This window comes from Allorhizocola rhizosphaerae (assembly GCF_003426775.1).
GTDB lineage: Bacteria > Actinomycetota > Actinomycetes > Mycobacteriales > Micromonosporaceae > Allorhizocola > Allorhizocola rhizosphaerae.
The window spans coordinates 1-17487 of record NZ_QJUG01000179.1; the positions used below are offsets into that span (position 1 = coordinate 1).

The 17487-nt window shown below is 67.9% G+C and carries 14 protein-coding genes; 7 read left to right on the forward strand and 7 right to left on the reverse strand.

The features are described 5' to 3' along the window. The first annotated feature begins 196 nt into the window (after positions 1 to 196). Positions 197 to 580, forward strand: a complete 384-nt coding sequence (locus tag DM816_RS30250) for a hypothetical protein (RefSeq protein ID WP_162907994.1) — start codon at positions 197 to 199, stop codon at positions 578 to 580. 58 nt (positions 581 to 638) lie between these two features. Here DM816_RS30250 and DM816_RS30255 read toward each other — a convergent pair whose 3' ends face one another. Then, positions 639 to 827 carry a hypothetical protein gene (locus tag DM816_RS30255; protein WP_117213790.1) on the reverse strand — a complete coding sequence of 63 codons (189 nt, stop codon included), beginning with the start codon at positions 825 to 827 and terminating at the stop codon, positions 639 to 641. 281 nt (positions 828 to 1108) lie between these two features. On the opposite strand from DM816_RS30255, the gene DM816_RS30260 reads away from it, so the two are divergent. Both DM816_RS30260 and DM816_RS44765 read left to right on the forward strand, forming a co-directional pair. Continuing rightward, positions 1109 to 1636 carry an RNA polymerase sigma factor gene (locus DM816_RS30260; RefSeq protein WP_117213791.1) on the forward strand — a complete coding sequence of 176 codons (528 nt, stop codon included), beginning with the start codon at positions 1109 to 1111 and terminating at the stop codon, positions 1634 to 1636. A 231-nt stretch (positions 1637 to 1867) separates the two neighbouring features. Further along, on the forward strand, positions 1868 to 2113 hold the full coding sequence (locus DM816_RS44765; protein ID WP_246002440.1) for a hypothetical protein: 246 nt from the start codon (positions 1868 to 1870) through the stop codon (positions 2111 to 2113). A 3-nt stretch (positions 2114 to 2116) separates the two neighbouring features. Here the strand turns inward: DM816_RS44765 and DM816_RS30270 are convergent, their stop codons facing one another. From DM816_RS30270 to DM816_RS43050, 4 genes are read right to left on the reverse strand one after another with little or no spacing between them, the layout of a single operon-like run. Continuing rightward, positions 2117 to 3451, reverse strand: a complete 1335-nt coding sequence (locus DM816_RS30270) for a protein kinase domain-containing protein (protein ID WP_117213793.1) — start codon at positions 3449 to 3451, stop codon at positions 2117 to 2119. Between the two features lie 43 nt (positions 3452 to 3494). After that, positions 3495 to 5489, reverse strand: coding sequence for an ABC transporter permease (locus tag DM816_RS30275; protein WP_117213794.1), 1995 nt, complete (start codon positions 5487 to 5489; stop codon positions 3495 to 3497). Further along, on the reverse strand, positions 5486 to 6922 hold the full coding sequence (locus DM816_RS30280; RefSeq protein ID WP_246002441.1) for an extracellular solute-binding protein: 1437 nt from the start codon (positions 6920 to 6922) through the stop codon (positions 5486 to 5488). The genes DM816_RS30275 and DM816_RS30280 overlap by 4 nt, the downstream gene beginning before the upstream one ends. Before the next feature lie 19 nt (positions 6923 to 6941). Next, a complete protein-coding gene (locus DM816_RS43050; RefSeq protein ID WP_162907995.1) occupies positions 6942 to 7088 on the reverse strand; it encodes a hypothetical protein in 147 nt (48 codons plus the stop codon). Positions 7089 to 7658: 570 nt separating this feature from the next. Here DM816_RS43050 and DM816_RS43960 point away from each other — a divergent pair. Next, complete coding sequence (locus tag DM816_RS43960; protein WP_211588921.1) at positions 7659 to 7946, forward strand: ABC transporter ATP-binding protein; 288 nt, start codon at positions 7659 to 7661, stop codon at positions 7944 to 7946. Next, a complete protein-coding gene (locus DM816_RS30290; RefSeq protein WP_211588922.1) occupies positions 7879 to 9012 on the forward strand; it encodes an ATP-binding cassette domain-containing protein in 1134 nt (377 codons plus the stop codon). The genes DM816_RS43960 and DM816_RS30290 overlap by 68 nt, the downstream gene beginning before the upstream one ends. 33 nt (positions 9013 to 9045) lie before the next feature. On the opposite strand, the gene DM816_RS30295 is transcribed toward DM816_RS30290, so the two are convergent. Beyond that, on the reverse strand, positions 9046 to 9420 hold the full coding sequence (locus tag DM816_RS30295) for a hypothetical protein (RefSeq protein ID WP_162907996.1): 375 nt from the start codon (positions 9418 to 9420) through the stop codon (positions 9046 to 9048). Positions 9421 to 9490: 70 nt separating this feature from the next. Between DM816_RS30295 and DM816_RS30300 the strand changes: the two genes are divergently transcribed. Next, entirely contained in the window at positions 9491 to 12277 is a 2787-nt protein-coding gene (locus tag DM816_RS30300; RefSeq protein ID WP_162907997.1) for an AfsR/SARP family transcriptional regulator, read from the forward strand. 205 nt (positions 12278 to 12482) lie between these two features. Here the strand turns inward: DM816_RS30300 and DM816_RS30305 are convergent, their stop codons facing one another. Continuing rightward, positions 12483 to 15530, reverse strand: a complete 3048-nt coding sequence (locus DM816_RS30305) for an RICIN domain-containing protein (protein ID WP_117213798.1) — start codon at positions 15528 to 15530, stop codon at positions 12483 to 12485. A gap of 1184 nt (positions 15531 to 16714) precedes the next feature. On the opposite strand from DM816_RS30305, the gene DM816_RS30310 reads away from it, so the two are divergent. After that, positions 16715 to 17487, forward strand: a 773-nt coding sequence (locus DM816_RS30310; protein WP_246002442.1) for an alpha/beta hydrolase family protein, incomplete at its 3' end; no start/stop codon positions are given.

The following is a 17487-nucleotide window of genomic DNA, read 5'->3' on the forward strand; positions in this document are numbered from 1 at the left end:
GCAATCGCCTTGATCGGCATCTGCTCGGCCCGGTACAACCGGCGGATCTCCGCCCAGTCCTCCACGTTCAACACCCTCCTGATACTCGGAGGGGTCATCCTTGACCCGCCGTCAGGGGGTCAGTATTCAGGCGTCGACGACACCTGGCTGCGGCTTCAACTGAAAATCGTGTCGTCAAAGAGGGGAAGTAACGTTCATGCGATCTCGCATCCTCGGCATTGCCGCAGGAATGATCCTCACTATCACCAGCGTAGCGGTGGTGGGGTCGGCATCACCGGCATACGCGCACTGCAGCGGTCATGGTACCCATCCCGACCTGTACAGCGGAGGTGGCATCTCTTGGGGCAATGGGACGGCGATCCGCAGCCATCCACACGTCGACTGTGACGCGCTCGGGCGAGGCTACCCGGGCCAGGGCATCGACGTGCACTGTGCCGTCCACACCGGCGCGGACTGGGTGTATGCCCGCAACACCAGCACCGGCGTCAACGGGTGGTCGCGGGAGGACGCGCTGAACGTCCCCACTCCGGTGTTCGTTCCGGTCTGCAACAATCTCGCCGCAACCATGCAACTAGGCTGATCTCTTTTGGTACCACGGCTCGGGCACACCGAGTGTGCCCGAGCCCCAGTCGTTGCCGTTATTCGCAGCGGGCGGCAGTGACACCGAAGCCGAGGAACGATCCGCCGGTGTAGCGGGTGCCCCAGTAGCGGAACGTGTCGCCACTGTTGCTACGGCTTCCCACATAGGTGTATGCGGTTGAGCCGTTGGTGAAATTGGTGGTGCCGCATCGAAGGTCGAAGGATGCGGCGATGGTCTGACGTAGCATGGAGATCCCCCATCCGGTTGGGCATGATGACATCAGGATGGGTGTGGCGCACTTGGCACGAACAGTGCCACTAACGCGATGCTTTCCGGCGGAGTGACATCCTGCGGCCGTGCGCCCGAGGCTGGGGCGAGCTCATGCGCCTGCACGCCGAGTTCCAAGCGTTGCGCCAGACGCCGTTTGTTGAAGCAGGCGCCACGGTGAGATTCGTTTTAGGCCCGCCGTCGGACTATTGCCACCTCGAGGTGGTGGTAATCGCCTGAGGCCGGGTGCATTCTCGTGACATGGCCGATATCGAGCAGCTTGCTCGTCGTGCGGCCGATGGCGACGAGGCGGCGCTGCACGCGCTGCTGGCCGCGGTCGGCCCCGAGATTCTGCGGCTTTGCGCGCGTTTCCTGCCACACCGGGAGGACGCAGAGGAAGCCTGCCAGGACACGCTTTTGGCGATGGCCCGCGGCATCGCCCGGTTCGAGGGCCGCTCGTCGTTTCACACGTGGATGCACCGGCTCGCGGTCAACCGGGCCCGTTCGACCTATCGGACCATGCGCCGCCGATTTTTGGAGCAGGCCGCCGGGGAACTGTTGCCCGAGCGGCCTGACCCCCGGCGGACCAGCGTGGTGGCCGGCACCCGGCTCGACCTGCTCGACGCGTTCGATGCGTTGAGCGCTGAGCTGGCCGAAGCGGTGGCCCTGCGCGACATCGCCGGGCTGGAGTACCAAGAGATCGCCACGGTTCAAGGCGTCCCGCTGGGAACCGTCAAGTCCCGGATACATCAGGCCAGAAGCCGCATCCGGCAAAGGCTCGACGGTTGAGGGGCAGGCGTGATGCGCGGGTGGACCATGACTTCCGCACTCCTGCTCGCGGCGGCGGTGAACGCCTGCGGCCCTAGCGAGGTATCGCCCCTTCCCGCCGACGCAGCCGCGCCGACATCGGCCGTGCCGTCGGCTTCGCCGTCGCCAGCGCGGTCGCCCAGCCCGGCACCGAGCCCCAGCCGCAGCCGCGGACCCACTCCCACGTTGTCGCCCACCTGCTACGGCGCCATCATGTACGACCTCCACCTGCAGACGACCGAGCTGTCGTTCATCAAATCGATGTGCTTCGCGGTCGGCGGGATACTGCGGATACGCAGCCTCGGTCCGGGCCAGCTGAAGGTGGAGCCTCAGGGGCTCACGAGCGTCGACTACGAGGCGGCCGTCTACGACGTCCGCTTCGTACGGCCCGGCACCGTCGCGATCACCATCCCGCAGGACCAGCAAGAGGACCACGTCATCACGGTGGTGATTCGATAGCGGTCAACGCACCCGCACGCCGGCCAAGAGCGCGTCAATGAAGCCGTCACCGCTGCCGATGGGCGGAGCGATCTGCAGGTAGATCAGGCCCGCACCGCCCGGCCCGAGCGAAGCCGCCTCCACAATGACGGTTTTGCCTGTGACGCAAGCGGTGTAGGGCGCGATCACCCACACGATCGCCCCCAAACGGGCCGTGCGCACTGCGCCGGCGAGGCATCCGGCATGCGCCCGCTCCGCGAGGAAGCCCGCGGGTGTCGTCCGTGCGGCGATCGTACGGGACAGGCCGACGAACGCGCCCGGCATCGCCTCGTGCGACGTCCAGCGGCTCGGATCCGGGGCGATCACGAGCGCCGGCTCGGGCCGCCCGTCGGGCCCGAACTGGCCCTTCCACCGGCCACCGCCCGCACGCCAGCCCTGCGGAAGCGCGACGACCAGTCTGCCCAGCGGATCGGACGCGGTGCCGGGCGGATCGGAAGGCCCATCCGCCGCAAGGAGTCCGGCAGCCGCCAGCACGAGGGCCGCACTGAACGCCACCCGGCGCCCCATGTGCGGAACCTGAACGCGCTCGGCGGTGGCGTGCCGCAACGCGGCTCCGAAAGCCGCCGCGTCACGATAACGGTCAGCGGCGCGTTGCGCCGTCGCGATCCGCAGCACCTCGCCAACGCTCGCGGGCACCCCGTCGCGGAGCACGACCCGCCCACCCGTACGTCCAAAATCGACACCCAGCAACAGGACGCCGAGCCGCCCGAGGCCGAACACATCGGTGCGTTCGTCAACAACCGCCAGTGGATCGTCCTGCTCCGGCGCCATGAAACCCGGCGTCCCCGCGCGGGCGGTCAAGCCAGAGGCCACAGCCAGCTCCTTCGCCAGCCCGAGATCGGCGATCATCACCTGTTCGACGGGACCGCGCGACACGAACAACACGTTGCCCGGGCTCAGATCCCGATGCACAATCCCATGGCTGTGCAGGAACGCGACGCCGGCGGCCGTCTCCTGAAGCAGCCGCAGACCCGCGTCGATGGCCAGCGGCCCAGCGGCCAGGCGTTCCCGCAGACTACCGCCGTCGGCCCACGCCATGACGATATAGGGACGGCCGTCGGGCAGTTCGCCGAGCAGATGGACGCGGACGATGCGCTCGTGATCCAGCCGCCACAACAGCCGCGCCTCCTCAACGAATCGCTCCCGCACCCGCAGATCGTGGTTCCAGTTGTCGGCCAGGACCTTGATCGCCACACGTGCGCCCAGGGCCGGATCGAACCCGAGCCACACCGTCGCGAACGAACCCGTGCCCAACAGCCGCTCGACGCGATACGACCCGATCTGTGATGGCGACGCCATAAGTCAGGGTAAGGCGGGCCGGTCACGACGGCCTACAAATTGGTCAGCCCTTCACCGCGCCCGCGGTGAGCCCCTCTGTCAGGAAGCGCTGACCGAAGGCGTACATGGCCACCACAGGGATGCTGACGAGCAGGGACGCCGCGGCGAGCTGTCCCTGCGGCACGACGTCCCCGGTGATCATCGACTGCATCCCCACGGGGAGTGTCTTGTACTCGTCCTTCGTGATGAACACGAAGGCGAAGAGGAACTCGTTCCAGGCATTGGTCAGGGTGAACAGCGCGACCGCCAGCAGCCCCGGCTTGGCCAGCGGCAGCACCACCCGGCGCAGCGCCTGGAGGCGAGTGCAGCCGTCGACCAGCGCGGCCTCCTCCAGCTCCACGGGGATCGACGAGAAGTACCCCGTCAGCAGCCAGGTGGCGAACGGAAGCGTGAAGGTCGGGTACGTCACCACCAGAGACCACAACGAGTCGGTGAGCCGTACCCCGATGAGCAGCTGGTACAGCGGGATGAACAGCAGCGCGCCCGGCATCACATAGGTGAGCAGCACCGTGACGGTGAAACTCTGCGCCCCGCGGAATCGCAGCCTGGCCAGCGCATAGCCCGCCAGGGCGGCGCAGACCAGTGCCACCGCGGTGGACACGACGGACACCAGCACCGTGTTGAGGTACCAGCGGCCGAAAGGCTTGGTGGTGAACAGATCACCGAACTGCTCCAGGGTCCACGGCGTCGGCCACAGGTCGTAGTCGCGCATGACGATCTGGCCCTCGGACTTGAAGGCCGTGACGGCGATCCAGTACAGCGGGGCCAGCACGAAGACGAGCAACGCGGCGACCGCGACACCGGACCCCAGGCCCGACACCAGAGCCGACGCCCGGCGACGCCCCCAGGACTGCAACCCCGAGACCACCCGGCCGACCGCCGCCGCGACCAGCAGGACCACCCCGAGGACCACTGCCGCCTTCCAGAAGATGTGCGGTGACACCCAGGCCAGCAGCCCGGTGACCGCCGCGGTGACGAGCCACGGCAACGCCTTGCCGTACCTCGAGGGCGGCCGCTCGGTGTCGGGATCCCGGCGCAACAACCGGACCAGAAGGAACACGAGCCCGCCGATGACCGGCAGCATCACGAGCGTGACCGCCGCCCCCGCGCCGTACTGCAACTGCAGGATCGCCTTCGAGTAGGCGACAAGCACATACGGCGCGGTCGCGTCGCCCGGCCCGCCTTGCGTCAGCAACCAGATGAGGTCGAAGTTATTGAAAGTCCAGATCGACGACAGGGTCACCGTCACGGTGATCACGTGGCGCAACCCGGGCAGCGTCACGTGGACGAACCGCCGCCACGACGAGGCGCCGTCGACGGTCGCCGCCTCGTACCGGTCCGCCGGGATGGCCTTCAACCCGGCGAGGAACGCCACGGTGAAAAACGGAATCCCCTTCCACACGTTGACGAGGATCACCGACGGCATGGCCAGCGACGCTTCCGAAAGCCAGCCCGCGGGCCAGCTGTCGACCAGGCGCGCACTGGCCAGCAGCGGCCCGATCCCCGACTCGGTGAGCAGGATGTTGACGCTGCCGAAGATCGGGTCGAGCAGCGAGCGCCAGCTGAACGCCGTGACCACCGTCGGCACCACCCACGGCAGCAGCAGCAGCCCGGCCAGCACGGCCCGCCCACGCCGCCGATGGTGCAGCAGCAAGGCCGCGGCCAGTCCCAGCACCACCTTGAACACCTCGGCGTAGGCGGTGAAGACGAACGAATTCATCACGCCGGTACGGAACTGGTCGTCCCCGGCGAGGGCGAGGTAGTTTGCCAGACCGACGAATACGCTGTGCTGCCCATGCCGTTCCGTCGTGCTGGTGACGATCGACCGAGCGATCGGCACCAGCACGAGCGCGCCGACCAGCACGGCCGTGGGCGTCAGAAACAGTGCCGCCAGTCGCCAGTCACGACCCAGCCGCCGCTGGGTCGGCGTGAGCGAGCCGCGCCCCGGCGGCGAGGATGCCCTCTTCGCCGGGGCCGGCGCCGGACGGACCGATGTCACTGCGGCAGCCCCTGCTGGGTGAAGATCTGCACCATCTTCGCGTGGGCGGCCTGCACCGCCTGCGCGGGCGCCGTGCCCTGGATGACCTGCTGCATCATGTCGGTCAGGACGTAGGCCCCGACGGCGGCCTGCTGGCCCGCGCTGGCCTTCTGCGGGAAGTTCAGCCCGTTCTTTGTGGACAGTGGCAGCGACTGTTGGGTGATCTTGCGCATGATGGGGAACGCCGGGTCGCCGCCGGTGAAGAACGGGTCGGCGTCCCAGACCTTCTCCCAGGCGGGCAGCGCCAGGCCGGGCGCCTCCTTCGCCACCCCGAGCAGCGCGGGCGCACTGACCAGATACTGCGCCAGGAGCTTGGCGAGCGCGGCGTTCTTGGCTCCCTTGAAGACGACGAAAGCCTGGGACTGGCCGAGCAGCAGGGGCTTGTCGGTCGCCGGCCCGATGCAGTCGGCGAAGACGTGGGTGTTGTCGTAGACGGGGTTCTTCTTGGTCTTGGAGTCCGCGTAAACGCTGAATTGGTTGCGGGTGTAGCCGAGGACCCCGGCGAGCCAGTTCTCGTTGTTGCTGGAGTCGGTCCAGGCGGCCACCCCCGGCGGCAGCATCGGCTTGTACTTGGGGTTGGTGTAGATGTCGCCCAGGAAGGTCACCGCCTGCACCGTCTCAGGGGAGTCGAACGTGACCTTCCTGCCGTCGTTGGAGGCGATCGACCCGCCATAGGAGTTGATCACTGCCTCGATCATGCCGTTGGCGTCACCGGACCGGTTCACGGTCATGCCCCAGCCGAACCGGCGCTTGCCCGGATCGGAAATCGCCAGGCACAGATCTCGCAATTCCTCCCAGGTGTAGATGTCCTTAAGAGAAATGCCTTTATCCTGTACCCAATCCTTGCGCAGGAACGACCCGATCCCGATGAAGTGGTACGGAATGGCGAACCACTTGCCGTCGAAGACGCAGAAGTTCTTGGACTCCGCGGTGGGCTCGCCGTATCTGGCCGTCAGCGTCTTGACGACGTCCGTCACGTCCTCCAGGTCGCCCAGCGCGTGGAACTGCGCGACGAACCGCGAGTCGGTCATGAACGCCAGGTCACGCGCCACGCCACCCTTTACCTCAGCGTCGATCTTGGCCACGACATCACCGGCGTCGGCCTGAACCAGACTGTTCTCGATCTTCGTCCCGGTGGCGTCGGCGAACTTCTTGATCGAGCTGTCGAGCGCCGCGTTCGCCTTCTCCGAGTACAGCTTCTGCGACAGCACTCCCATCGAGGAGCCCTTCAACGACGCCGCGGCGTCGAGCAGCTCCTTCGGCACCTCCGCCTGCACCTGAGGGGTTGGCGTCGAGCTGCCCCCGCACGCGGCCAGACCAGCCGCGCCGAGCACCCCCACCCCCATCCCGAGAAAGCCGCGCCGGGACCACAACGGGTTGTCCTCCATGGCCATTCGCCTCCTTCGTCTCGCCTCAGCGCTGCACGCCGAAGGCGTACCTGGCGAGCACCGCTTTCTTCGTGCCTTCCAGCCGTGTATCGATGTCGGCGACCGCGGGCAGGTCGCCCGCGCCGACCAACGCGTTCACGTACTCGTCGTCGGAGTGGCCGCTCGCGGTCACGGAGTAGAAGTTGATGGGGTTGCCACAGTGGCGCCGGGCCCGGCCTTGCCCTCGGCAAACAGCATCGACACGCCGGGGCCTGGGCGCGGTGGCCTCGAGCGCGATCGGACCACCGATCCGCTCGATGAAGTACTCGAACCACATGAGCCCGGTCCAATCTCCGAAACTTTCGAGCGATTCCCGATAGATTTCGCGTGATCCGCACGCTACGGCGACAGAGTGGCATGGGTCAATACCTCGGCACGTGTCTCAATCTCGAATTGGTCGATGTCGAGCGCGACGAGGATCGGGGAGGGTGAGTCCGGCGAAGTACTGTGACGCGGCACGCAGACCGGGCCGAGTGCCCCATGCCGGCGCTTGGGCGATCGCGGTCTCGGCAGCGGCGTTTTTGCTGGAGCCACGGGCTGTGGGTACCATCGACGCCGTGGCACGAGGTATCTGGTCGCAGAAGGTCCGCACCGCCCGCTGACGGCGGCGCCTTCCCCTTTCCTGAATTCGCGCTCGCCGTCCCGGTCCCGCCGGGCGGCCGCCTGCTGCCGCCCGGCTCCACTGCGAGCTGCGGAGCACCTGTTGAACCTCACCCCGATCCCCGAAAGCATTTCCCTGCCCGTCCCGGCGGGCGACAGCGCGCACATCCGCGCCCAAGGCGTCGCCGTCACCCGCGGGCCGCGGCGTGTCCTGCACGATGTCTCGGTCACCGTCTCGGCCCGGTCCCGGATCGCCGTCGTCGGCGAGAACGGCCGCGGTAAAACGACGCTGCTGCATGTCCTCGCCGGCCTTATCCCGCCCGATGAGGGCACCGTGCACCAACCACCTCGACGCCGACGGGCTGGACTTTCTGACCCGCCGGCTACGTGAGCACGACGGCGGCCTCGCCATCGTCAGCCACGACCGGGCGCTGCTACGCGACGTCGCCAACCGGTTCCTCGACCTGGACCCGAGCCGCGACGGCAAGCCGAGGCTGTACGCCGGCGGCTATGACGCCTGGCAGGACGCACGGCGTCGCGAGCGTGAGCGCTGGGAACAGGACCACGAACAGCAGCAGGCCGAGCACCGACGGCTGCAGGACGCGGTGTCCAAGGCCCGCGACCGGCTGTCCACCGGCTGGCGGCCGGACAAGGGCACCGGCAAGCACCAGCGCCAGTCCCGCGCGCCGGGCATCGTGCAAGCCCTGAACCGACAGCAGGATGCCCTCAAGGCGCACCGCATCGACGTGCCGGAGCCGCCGCCGACGTTGCGGTGGCCCGACCTGGGGGTGCGACCGGGAGCACCGCAGGTGCGGGCGCACAGCGTCACCGTCGACGGGCGACTGGCCGGTCCGATCGACCTCACCGTCGATGGGGGTGACCGGCTGCTCGTCACCGGACCCAACGGCGCCGGAAAGTCCACGTTGCTCGCGGTGCTGGCCGGTTCCCTCCAACCCACGACCGGGCGCCTCTGGACAGCCAACGAAACGCGTGTCGCCCTGATCACGCAGGAGACCGCCGAGCATGACCCCGGCCTCACCGCCCGCGAGTTGTACGCCCGCCATGTGGGGCGGCTGGTGGCCCGCGCAGCCCTGCGCGACGCCGACGCCGTCTCGCTCGGGGCGCTCGGTCTCCTGGACTCCGCCGCGATGCGCACGCCGATCGGGCGGATGTCGCAGGGCCAGCAGCGGCGCCTCGACCTGGCCCTCGCGCTGGCCGAGCGACCCGGCCTGATCCTGCTCGACGAACCGACCAACCACCTGTCGTCGGCGCTGGTGGACGAGCTGACCAACGCTATCCGCAACACCAGCGCCGCCGTCGTCGTCGCCACGCACGACCGGCAACTCCTGCGAGACTTTGCCGACTGGCCGCGCCTGGAGATCGGACATCGCACGGATGCCACCGACCCGCACACAAAGGACGGCCGCGCCCTTGACGGCGTCGACCGCCGGCGGTGATCCGGGCGCGCATCCGTGCGGATCAGCGGATGGTCAGCACCCGGACATCCTGGTCGGCGAAAGGTACAGCGTGGTGATGGCGAAGTAGATGTCACCGGTGAAGTCGAAGACGTCCCCGTCGCAGTAGTTGTAGCGCCGCCCCGCCCAGATGAAATACCCGGACCAGCCGCCCGCCCGGAACTGCTTCACGCCGTTGTTGCGGGGCGTGTGGGTGCCGCTGCAGGTGTAGGCGGTGGACGGCGGGTTGAGGAAGACGACTTCTGCCCGGGCCGACCAGGCCTGGCAACCCATGGGCGTGATCGTGCCGGCCGAGGCGGGCGTGGCGACGCCGAGACCGAGCATCGTGGTCAGCGCGGTCAGCGCCGCAACGGCTGCGACGCGCAACCGCAAGTGTGTCGTGAGCTTCATGCCTTTGAGGATCGGCGAGCAGGCCGGGCGAAATTACCCTATAATTTGTCAATTATCTATGTGTACCGGTGTGGCGACGGGGGTGAAGATGGAGTTCCGCATGCTTGGGCCGGTGGAGCTGCATGTGGACGGTCGTGTCGTCGAGCCGGGGCCGATGCAGCAGCGGGCAGTGCTGGCCGCACTTGCGGTGGATGCCGGGCGGGTCGTGCCGACGGATGTCCTCGTGGACCGGGTGTGGGGCTCCTCGGCCACATATGGCGCACGCCGCACCATGCAGACCTATCTGAGCCGGTTACGGCGGCTGTTACGGGTGAGCCCGGACAGCTCGGCGCTGGTGCGGCAGTCGGGCGGTTACGTGCTCCGGATCGACGGCGGCGATGTGGATGTGCACCGGTTCCGCCGGCTGGTCCGCTGTGCGGCCGCGGAGCCGGCACCACGCCGGGCCGGCCAGCTTGAGGCGGCGTTGAGTCTGTGGCGTGGTGAGGCGCTGGCCGGGCTGCGCGGTGAATGGGCGGAACGGGTCCGCCGGGCCTGGCACCGCGAACGCGTCGACGCCGCCATGCGCTGGGCGCAGACCCATCTCGAGCTCGGCACACCGCAGGACGCACTGTCGCTTCTGGAGGATCTCGTCGCCGAGAACCCTTTACTGGAGCCGCTTTCGGCCGCGCTGATCGAGGCTTTGCATGCATCCGGGCGGCCGGATGACGCGCTGTGGCGATACCGGGCGATCCGGGATCGGCTCGCCGACGAGCTCGGGCTGGAGCCCGGGACGCAACTGGCCACGGTCCAGCGGAGCGTGCTTCAGCGGGCGGCGCCCGCGGCAGAGGCGCCGGCCGTCGCGCCGCGCCCCGTTACGGTGCCCGCGCAGCTTCCGCTTGCCCCGCAACGATTCACGTGCCGGGGTGACGAACTGCGCACGTTGGACGAGATGGCATTCCCGGTGGCGCGGGCGGGATCGGCCGCGTTGGTGGCGATCTGCGGAAGCGCCGGGGTGGGCAAGACCGCGCTGGCGTTGCATTGGGGGCACCGGGTCCGCAACCGGTACCCAGATGGCAATCTTTATATAAATCTTCGTGGCTTCCATCCCTCCGGAGACGTCGTTCCGCCCGCGATGGCGCTGCGGGTGTTCCTGATCGGGCTCGGTGTGCCGGTGGCGCAGATCCCGTCCGAGTTCGAGGCGCGCGCCGGGCTGTATCGCTCGCTGCTGGCCGCCCGGCGAATGCTCGTGGTGCTTGACAACGCGCGCGATTCCGACCAGGTCCGGCCGCTGCTTCCGGGGTCGGCCGGTTCGCTGGTGCTGATCACCAGCCGGGATGGGCTGGCCGGCCTCGCCGCCGCGGAGGGGGCATCGGTGCTCCCGCTGCGGCCGTTCGGCCCGGCCGATGCTCGTGCCCTGCTGCGCGACCGACTCGGTGACGAGCGCGTGTCGGCGGGCGGCACCGCGACCGATGAGATCGCCCAAGCCTGCGGCGGGCTGCCGCTCGCGCTGACCATCGCCGCCGCCCGGGTCGCCGGATCGAGCGGCATGTCGTTGCGGTCCCTGGCAGACGAGCTTCGCCTCTCCCCCACGCCGCTGGATGCCCTGCGTGGCTGGGATGCGGCGACCGACATCCGCGCCATTTTCGCCTGCTCGTATCAGACGCTCAGCCATCCGGCCGCGCGCCTGTTTCGCATGCTGAGCCTGTACCCCGGCGGCGACTGCTCGCTCGCGGGGGCGGCGAGCATCAGCGGCCTGCCCCTGCCGCGCCTGCGTGCCTGCGTCGACGAGCTGATCCGGGCACATCTGCTTTTCGAAACCTCGCCCGGTCGGCTGGCGTGCCACGACCTGTTGCGCGCCTATGCTTTCGAGCTCGTGCAGGAGGTGGAGACGCAGGCCGAACGGGACCTCGCCGTGACCCGTCAGCTGGATCATCATCTGCACACGGCATCAGCCGCCGTCGATCTTGTGTCACCGCAGCGGTACCGCATCGAACCACGGCCGCCGGCCGCGGGCGTGACCGTCGACCGGTTCGCCTCCCGCGCGGACGCGGTCGCCTGGTTCGAGGCAGAACGAGCGGCGCTGCTGGCCAGCGTCGAGTCATGCGCTAAAGGTGGCCGGCATTGGTACGCCTGGCAAATCGGTTGCGCCATAGCCGGGCTGCTCACCCAGCTGGGGCATTGGCAGGAGCACGTGGACGTATTGACACTCGCACACGAGTCCGCGGGACACCTGGATGATCCGGTCGCGCTGGCGCACACCCATCGCACCCTTGGCGTGTCGCATGCGTTGCTGAGACGGGATGAAGCCGCGCATCAGCACTACCGGCAGGCGCTGCGGCGATTCGCCTCGCTGGGCGATCTGCGGGGGCAGGCGCTGACCCACCGCAACATCGCCTGGCTGGTTGAGCAGCAGTCATTGGACCGCAAGTCGCTGCGCCACAACAGAATCGCCCTCGCCCTGTATCAGCGGGCGCGGGACAAGCGCGGCCAGGCCAGGGCGCTCAACGGCATCGGATGGGACTACGCCAGATTGGGCGAATACCAGGCGGCGCTGCGGCACAGCCTACGGGCGGCCACCCTGCTCGCGGAGACCGGCGACAGCCAGGGCGAGGCGGTGAGCTGGGACAGCGTCGGCTACGCCCATCACCATCTGGGTGCCCACGAGCAGGCAATCCACTGCTACCACAAGGCACTTGGGCTGCTGGGCACGACCGGCGACCGCTACAACGAGGCCGAGGTGCGGCTGCACCTGTCCGACAGCCTTGAAGCCCTCGGCGACAGCGGTGGCGCGCTGAGCAACCGCCAAGCCGCACTGCGCATCCTGGAACAGCTCAATCACCCACAAGCCGATCAGGTGCGGGCATCGCTTGCGCGGTAAGGCACCGACAGCCGCGTTCACCGGTGGGTGTCCGCCGGTGACCGCGGCTGTCGGCTCAGCCCCAGCGCTGAAGCAGCCGGTCGTGCTCTGCCTGGGTGATGGGCGGCACCGTGCCGTGGCGGGGTCGGCCGGGCATTGAACAGCCCGACAACGCGGTCCACTGCCCGGAGTCCGGGCTGGTACTCGTCCATTCAAGGTTTTGGGGTCAGGCTGGGGACTGCGTCCATTGTTGGTTGGCGCCGCCGTTGTCGGTCCACTGCACCACTGTCGCTCCCTCGGCGGTGGACCGTTGGTAGACGTCGAGCACCTTGCCGCTGTTGCGGTTGACCAATTTGGTGTAACCACCGGTCGTGACCAGTTGCCAGTGCTGGTTGGTGCCGCCCGTGTCGCGGTACTGGATCACAGCCGCACCGTCTGCTGTGGACCGCGCGTTGACGTCGAGCACCTTGCCGCTGTGGCGGTTGACCAGCTTGACATAGCCGCTCCCGGCATCGGCGATCTGCCACTGCTGACTGGCCGCACCGGTGCCGGTCTGCTGCACGATCGCCGCGCTGTCGGCAGTGGACCCGCCGTTGACGCCGAGCACCTTGCCGCTGTGGCGATTGACCAGCTTGACGTAGCCGCTCGGCGACGGGCTGGTCGACGGCGTTGGTGATCCCGTTGGCGAAGCTGTCGGTGATGCTGTCGGTGACGGGTTGGGCACGCCTGGTGTGATGACGACCAGCCCTCCGGTGGTGGTGAAGGGGACCGCCGTAATCGTGGCGGTGGCGGCGGTCAACCCACTGGCAGTGGCGCTCAGGGTCAGCGTGCCGGCGGTCCGGCCCGCGCGCACGAAGACGCGGTTGATACCGCATTCGGTGTTGACGAAGGACCTGTGCACGCTGCCGGGGACGTGAGAGTTGAACCCGCCAAGGAATTTGCCCGGTCCGCTGAGGCTGAAGTCGACCCGCGCCTGGTGAGTCGGCATGCGCCGGCCGGAGCTGTCGACAGCCTCGACATCGAAGAACGCGACGTCGCTGCCGTCGGCACACAGCCCGCCCGGCCGCGTGTACGGGGTGAGCTTGAGCGCGACCGCGGCACCGGTGGTGGTGTGCGAGGCACGGACGATTTCGGCGCCGCCGGCGTTGTACCCGACGGCGGTGACGGTGCCGGCCTGCCAGGTGATGTTGGGGAACGTGTAGAGGAAGTCATAGCTCGGAGCGGTGCTGTTGCCCACCTGGACGCCGTTGACGAGCAACTGCACCCGGCGGACGAGGGCCGAGGCCATGACATACATTGTTTTTCTGGTACCGGACGGGTAGGTCCAGTGGCCGATGATGTGCAGATCCGGGTTGGGGTTTTGCATGACCCGGAACGTGTGCAGCGATTCTTTGGGCAGGCGCGCGGCGTCGACCCGGCCGGACAGCCGGCAGCATTCCCAGCCGTATTGGCGGCCGTGCTGGTTGGAGTCGGCCCAGATGAGCGCGGCCGCACCGGAATAGCGGCGGTCACCGGGGCCCTGAATGCGCTGCCCCCAGAATTCGTAACGGGTGCTGGCGGCATGCGGGCCGGCGAACTGCTCCGACGTCAGGTGGTAGGTGACGTCCGGTCCGGTGACGTAGCCGAAGTCGGGCGGGGAGTAGTTGTCCCACACCCGCCGCGGGGCTTCGTCGCGGGTGTACTCGGATTCGATGATTGGCTTGCGATCCCGGGCATACACCGAATAGTGCCGGTTGAGCATCGTACCCACATATTCGGCGGCGTCCACGGCCGCCCGGCCGCCGTAGGCCGGGTCGTCGGAGATGGCCCGGCAGCCCATCACACGGCCGCCACTGGGATCCCACGTCTTGCGCAGGTTCGTCATCTGCGTCATGTGCGCCGCGGTGATCCAGTTATTGCCGGCCTCCCAGAACAGAATGCTCGGCTGGTTGCGGAAGTAGATGATGACATCGCGCATGAGTTCGACCCGCTGGTCCCACTGCCGACCGGTGACATCCTTCTCCTTGTCGCCGGCCGGCTGGATCGACACGATGCCGTGCTTGTCGGTCATGCGGATGTTGGCCGGTGACGCGGCGACGTGCATCCAGCGGATCAGGTTGGCCTTGCTGTCGCGGATCAGCTGACCGTCCAGCTGGGTCATCCACTCCGGGACCGCACCGCCGATGGCCACCCATTCGTTGGTCGACCGGATCGCGTAGCCGGTCAGGTACAGGTATTTGTCGTTGATGTACACGCCACCGCCGCTGGCGCCGCCCCGGAACGCGGTCTTGCGGAAGCCCGTGAGGATCGGGTACGCGTCCACGACCGTGCCCGCCTCCGACAGCAGCACTTCCACCGTGTACAGGGTCGGGGTTTCCGGCTCCCAGAAGCTCAGCCGGCTCACCGCCTGCGAAAGCATGACGGTCTGTGTGGCACCGGCCGCAAGCGTGACGGTCGAGCCGGGGATCGACGCCAGCACCGTGCCGTCGGCCTGGACGATGTTCGCCGAGACGGTCAGCGTGCGGGCGGTGCTCTCCTCGTTGCGGACCTGTGCCTCGATGTTGATGGTCGCGGTCCCGGCCGGCACGTCGATGGCGCTCGGGTACACGTAAGTGCCCGTGGTGCGCAGGTTGGTGTACAGCGGCAGGGTGAAGTAGGTGCGGGGCAGCACATACATCCGGATGTTGCGGGTCAGCCCGCCGTAGGTGGGGTTGAAATCCCTTGTGTCCCACTGGAACGGCATCCCGCTGCTCTGCTCGGGCCGCCACTTGGTGTTGTCCGCCTTCACCGCGATGACGTTCTCGGCGCCGAACTGGATCTGGTTGGTGATGTCGAAACCGAATGGCGCCACACCATTTTCGTACAGGCCGACCTGCGTGCCGTTCACGTAGACGGTGGCCGCCTGCCGCACGCCCTCGAACTCCAGCAACACCTTCATCCCGGCGTGCGCCGCCGGCATGGTGAAACGCTTGCGGTACCACGTCACCTGCATGGCGACGGCGGACTCGCCCGAGCTGGTGATGTAGTTGTCGAACGAGTCCACGTCGTTGTACGTATGCGGGACACTGACCGCCACCCACGACGAGTCGTTGAACGACGGGGCTTGCGCGCCCGCCACATCCTGTTGCACGAACCGCCAATCCGGGTTCAGGCTATACACAGCCCTGCGGCTCGCCGTCGCGGCCAGCGCGGTCCGCTCCCGAACCAGTGGCACGGCCACGGCCAGCGCACCGACGCCGGCTGCGGTTCCAACCAGCAGAGACCTTCGGCGTATCCCCGCTTGTTCCGTCGCCATAGCGACCTCCTTCGTGTGGTGTGGCTGACGCCGACAGACCTGTGCATGCGCGCGGGCGGGCAACCGCCTTTCGGCCGACGGCCGCCCTACAGTGCTGTCGTCACAGCAGGGTTGCGGGTGAGGGCGGGAGCGTGGTTCTAACGCTCGCCCCGCGGAATCGCCCGTTGCATGGAGGGCAGAAAAGTGTCAATCGATATGGCGCGTTGCCACTGACACCGCCGGTTGCCGGGCAGGCAAAGTCGTGGTGGCCAGACGGGATCGGGATAGCCGGGCAGCCACCACCCACTGTTCTCCCAAACAGCCCACCATTGTGGTACGCGCCGCGCACTGCGGCGACAACATTATCTACGCCCGGCCGTTGCCATTGGCGGGGCACCGACTGGGCTGTTGGTGACGTTGCACGACCCGACGAAGCCAGTCCTCGTCGCGTGGCGGGCAGAGCCGCGCCGAGGGCGGGCGGCAAGTCGCTTTCGCGTTCCCCACCCTCTGAGTTGAAGGACTCAGCGACCGGGAAACGACAGCTCTACGCCACACATGAACCGGACGATGCGACGGCGCAATCTTCCGTGGTGCAGCGCATGTTGTAACGTTTTAATACGGCTCCGCTGGCACGATACGCCCTGAGACGGCCTTGAGGCAATATCCAGATGTGGAAGTGCCTTTCGGGGACCGCAGCCCCGCCACCTGACGCACATCGATTGACACTTGCTCGACCGTCCGGCACTCTATCTGTTACACGTGGTCTTGAGGGCAGAACAAGCCACGCAATTTATCGACTCGACCGGCTCACCTGATCCCCGGGCACATGGGAGGCCGAACCGGTTGCGGGTGGGGCGAACTCGCACCGGACGAGATCACCAGCCCGGCGCCATATACAGCGCCGGCGGCAGTCGAGAAATTGGACGGTCACACCATGCCACGAGACACCACCCCACATGCCAAGGGATTCGCCGGATCAGGCGGCCTCAACCCCACATCCGCGGGCTCCCTTGAAAACACGACCGGGCCGCCGGCACGCCGGCTGGTCTGATCTCATCCGCACCGGCGCCGCCCTGAAGGACAACCCGCAGCTTGCGACAGCTTGTCCCGACCGCAGCCGGCGCGGACCTTCCGCCACGGTAAGCCCACGGAGACGGCCGACCGTATAGACCCCCCGCAACACCACACAAGGAGGCATCGTGTCGATGCAACGACGTACCTTCCTGCGGCTCAGCGCCGCCGCTGCCGCTTCGGCAGGCGTGGGCGTATCCCTGCTCGGTTCCGGGCAGGCCCACGCCGATCCCGCACCGGCCAACCCATTCGCCGTGGGCGTGCGCCGCTACGACTGGACGCGTGGTAGCCGCCCCTGCACCACCTACGTCTACTACCCGGCCACCGGCACCCCCGGCGGCAACCCCGTCACCAACGCCCCCGCCGCCAACGGCGTCTTCCCCGTCTACAACTTCACCCACGGCTACGGCAGCAGCCCACAAAACTCGCTGTTCATCATCCGCGCCCTGGCCGCAGCCGGGTTCATCGTCCCCGCCCCGCACTTCAACCACAACTTCAGCGACGTCAACAACGGCAACACCTCCAAAGACGTCTCCCAGATCATCACCAACACCCTGGCACTCAACGCCAGCGGCCCACTGGCCGGCCGCATCAACACCAGCATCGGTGTCGGCGTGTCCGGCCACTCCCTGGGCGGCATGACCACCCACGGCCTGCTGACCGCCTGGCCCGACAGCCGCATCATCTCGGCCAACCCGCAGTCCTGTGTGGACATGGGCAACCCGTCCAGCTCGGTGCGCGCCAAGGTCCTGTTCGTGCACGGCGACCGCGATTCGACCACGCAGTATTCCTCGGCCCGGCAGGCCTACATGGAGATGCCCGCGCCCAAGGCGTTCCTGACCTTCGTCGGTGGCAGCCACACCAGCTTCTGGAGCGACAGCCGGTTCCCCGCCACCGTCGTGGACTG

Coding starts and splice junctions, on each gene's coding strand:
- DM816_RS30250 (WP_162907994.1), top strand. CDS start 197: ATGCGATCTCGCATCCTCGGCATTGCCGCAGGAATGATCCTCACTATC.
- DM816_RS30255 (WP_117213790.1), bottom strand. CDS start 827: ATGCTACGTCAGACCATCGCCGCATCCTTCGACCTTCGATGCGGCACC.
- DM816_RS30260 (WP_117213791.1), top strand. CDS start 1,109: ATGGCCGATATCGAGCAGCTTGCTCGTCGTGCGGCCGATGGCGACGAG.
- DM816_RS44765 (WP_246002440.1), top strand. CDS start 1,868: ATGTACGACCTCCACCTGCAGACGACCGAGCTGTCGTTCATCAAATCG.
- DM816_RS30270 (WP_117213793.1), bottom strand. CDS start 3,451: ATGGCGTCGCCATCACAGATCGGGTCGTATCGCGTCGAGCGGCTGTTG.
- DM816_RS30280 (WP_246002441.1), bottom strand. CDS start 6,922: ATGGCCATGGAGGACAACCCGTTGTGGTCCCGGCGCGGCTTTCTCGGG.
- DM816_RS30290 (WP_211588922.1), top strand. CDS start 7,879: ATGAGGGCACCGTGCACCAACCACCTCGACGCCGACGGGCTGGACTTT.
- DM816_RS30295 (WP_162907996.1), bottom strand. CDS start 9,420: ATGAAGCTCACGACACACTTGCGGTTGCGCGTCGCAGCCGTTGCGGCG.
- DM816_RS30305 (WP_117213798.1), bottom strand. CDS start 15,530: ATGGCGACGGAACAAGCGGGGATACGCCGAAGGTCTCTGCTGGTTGGA.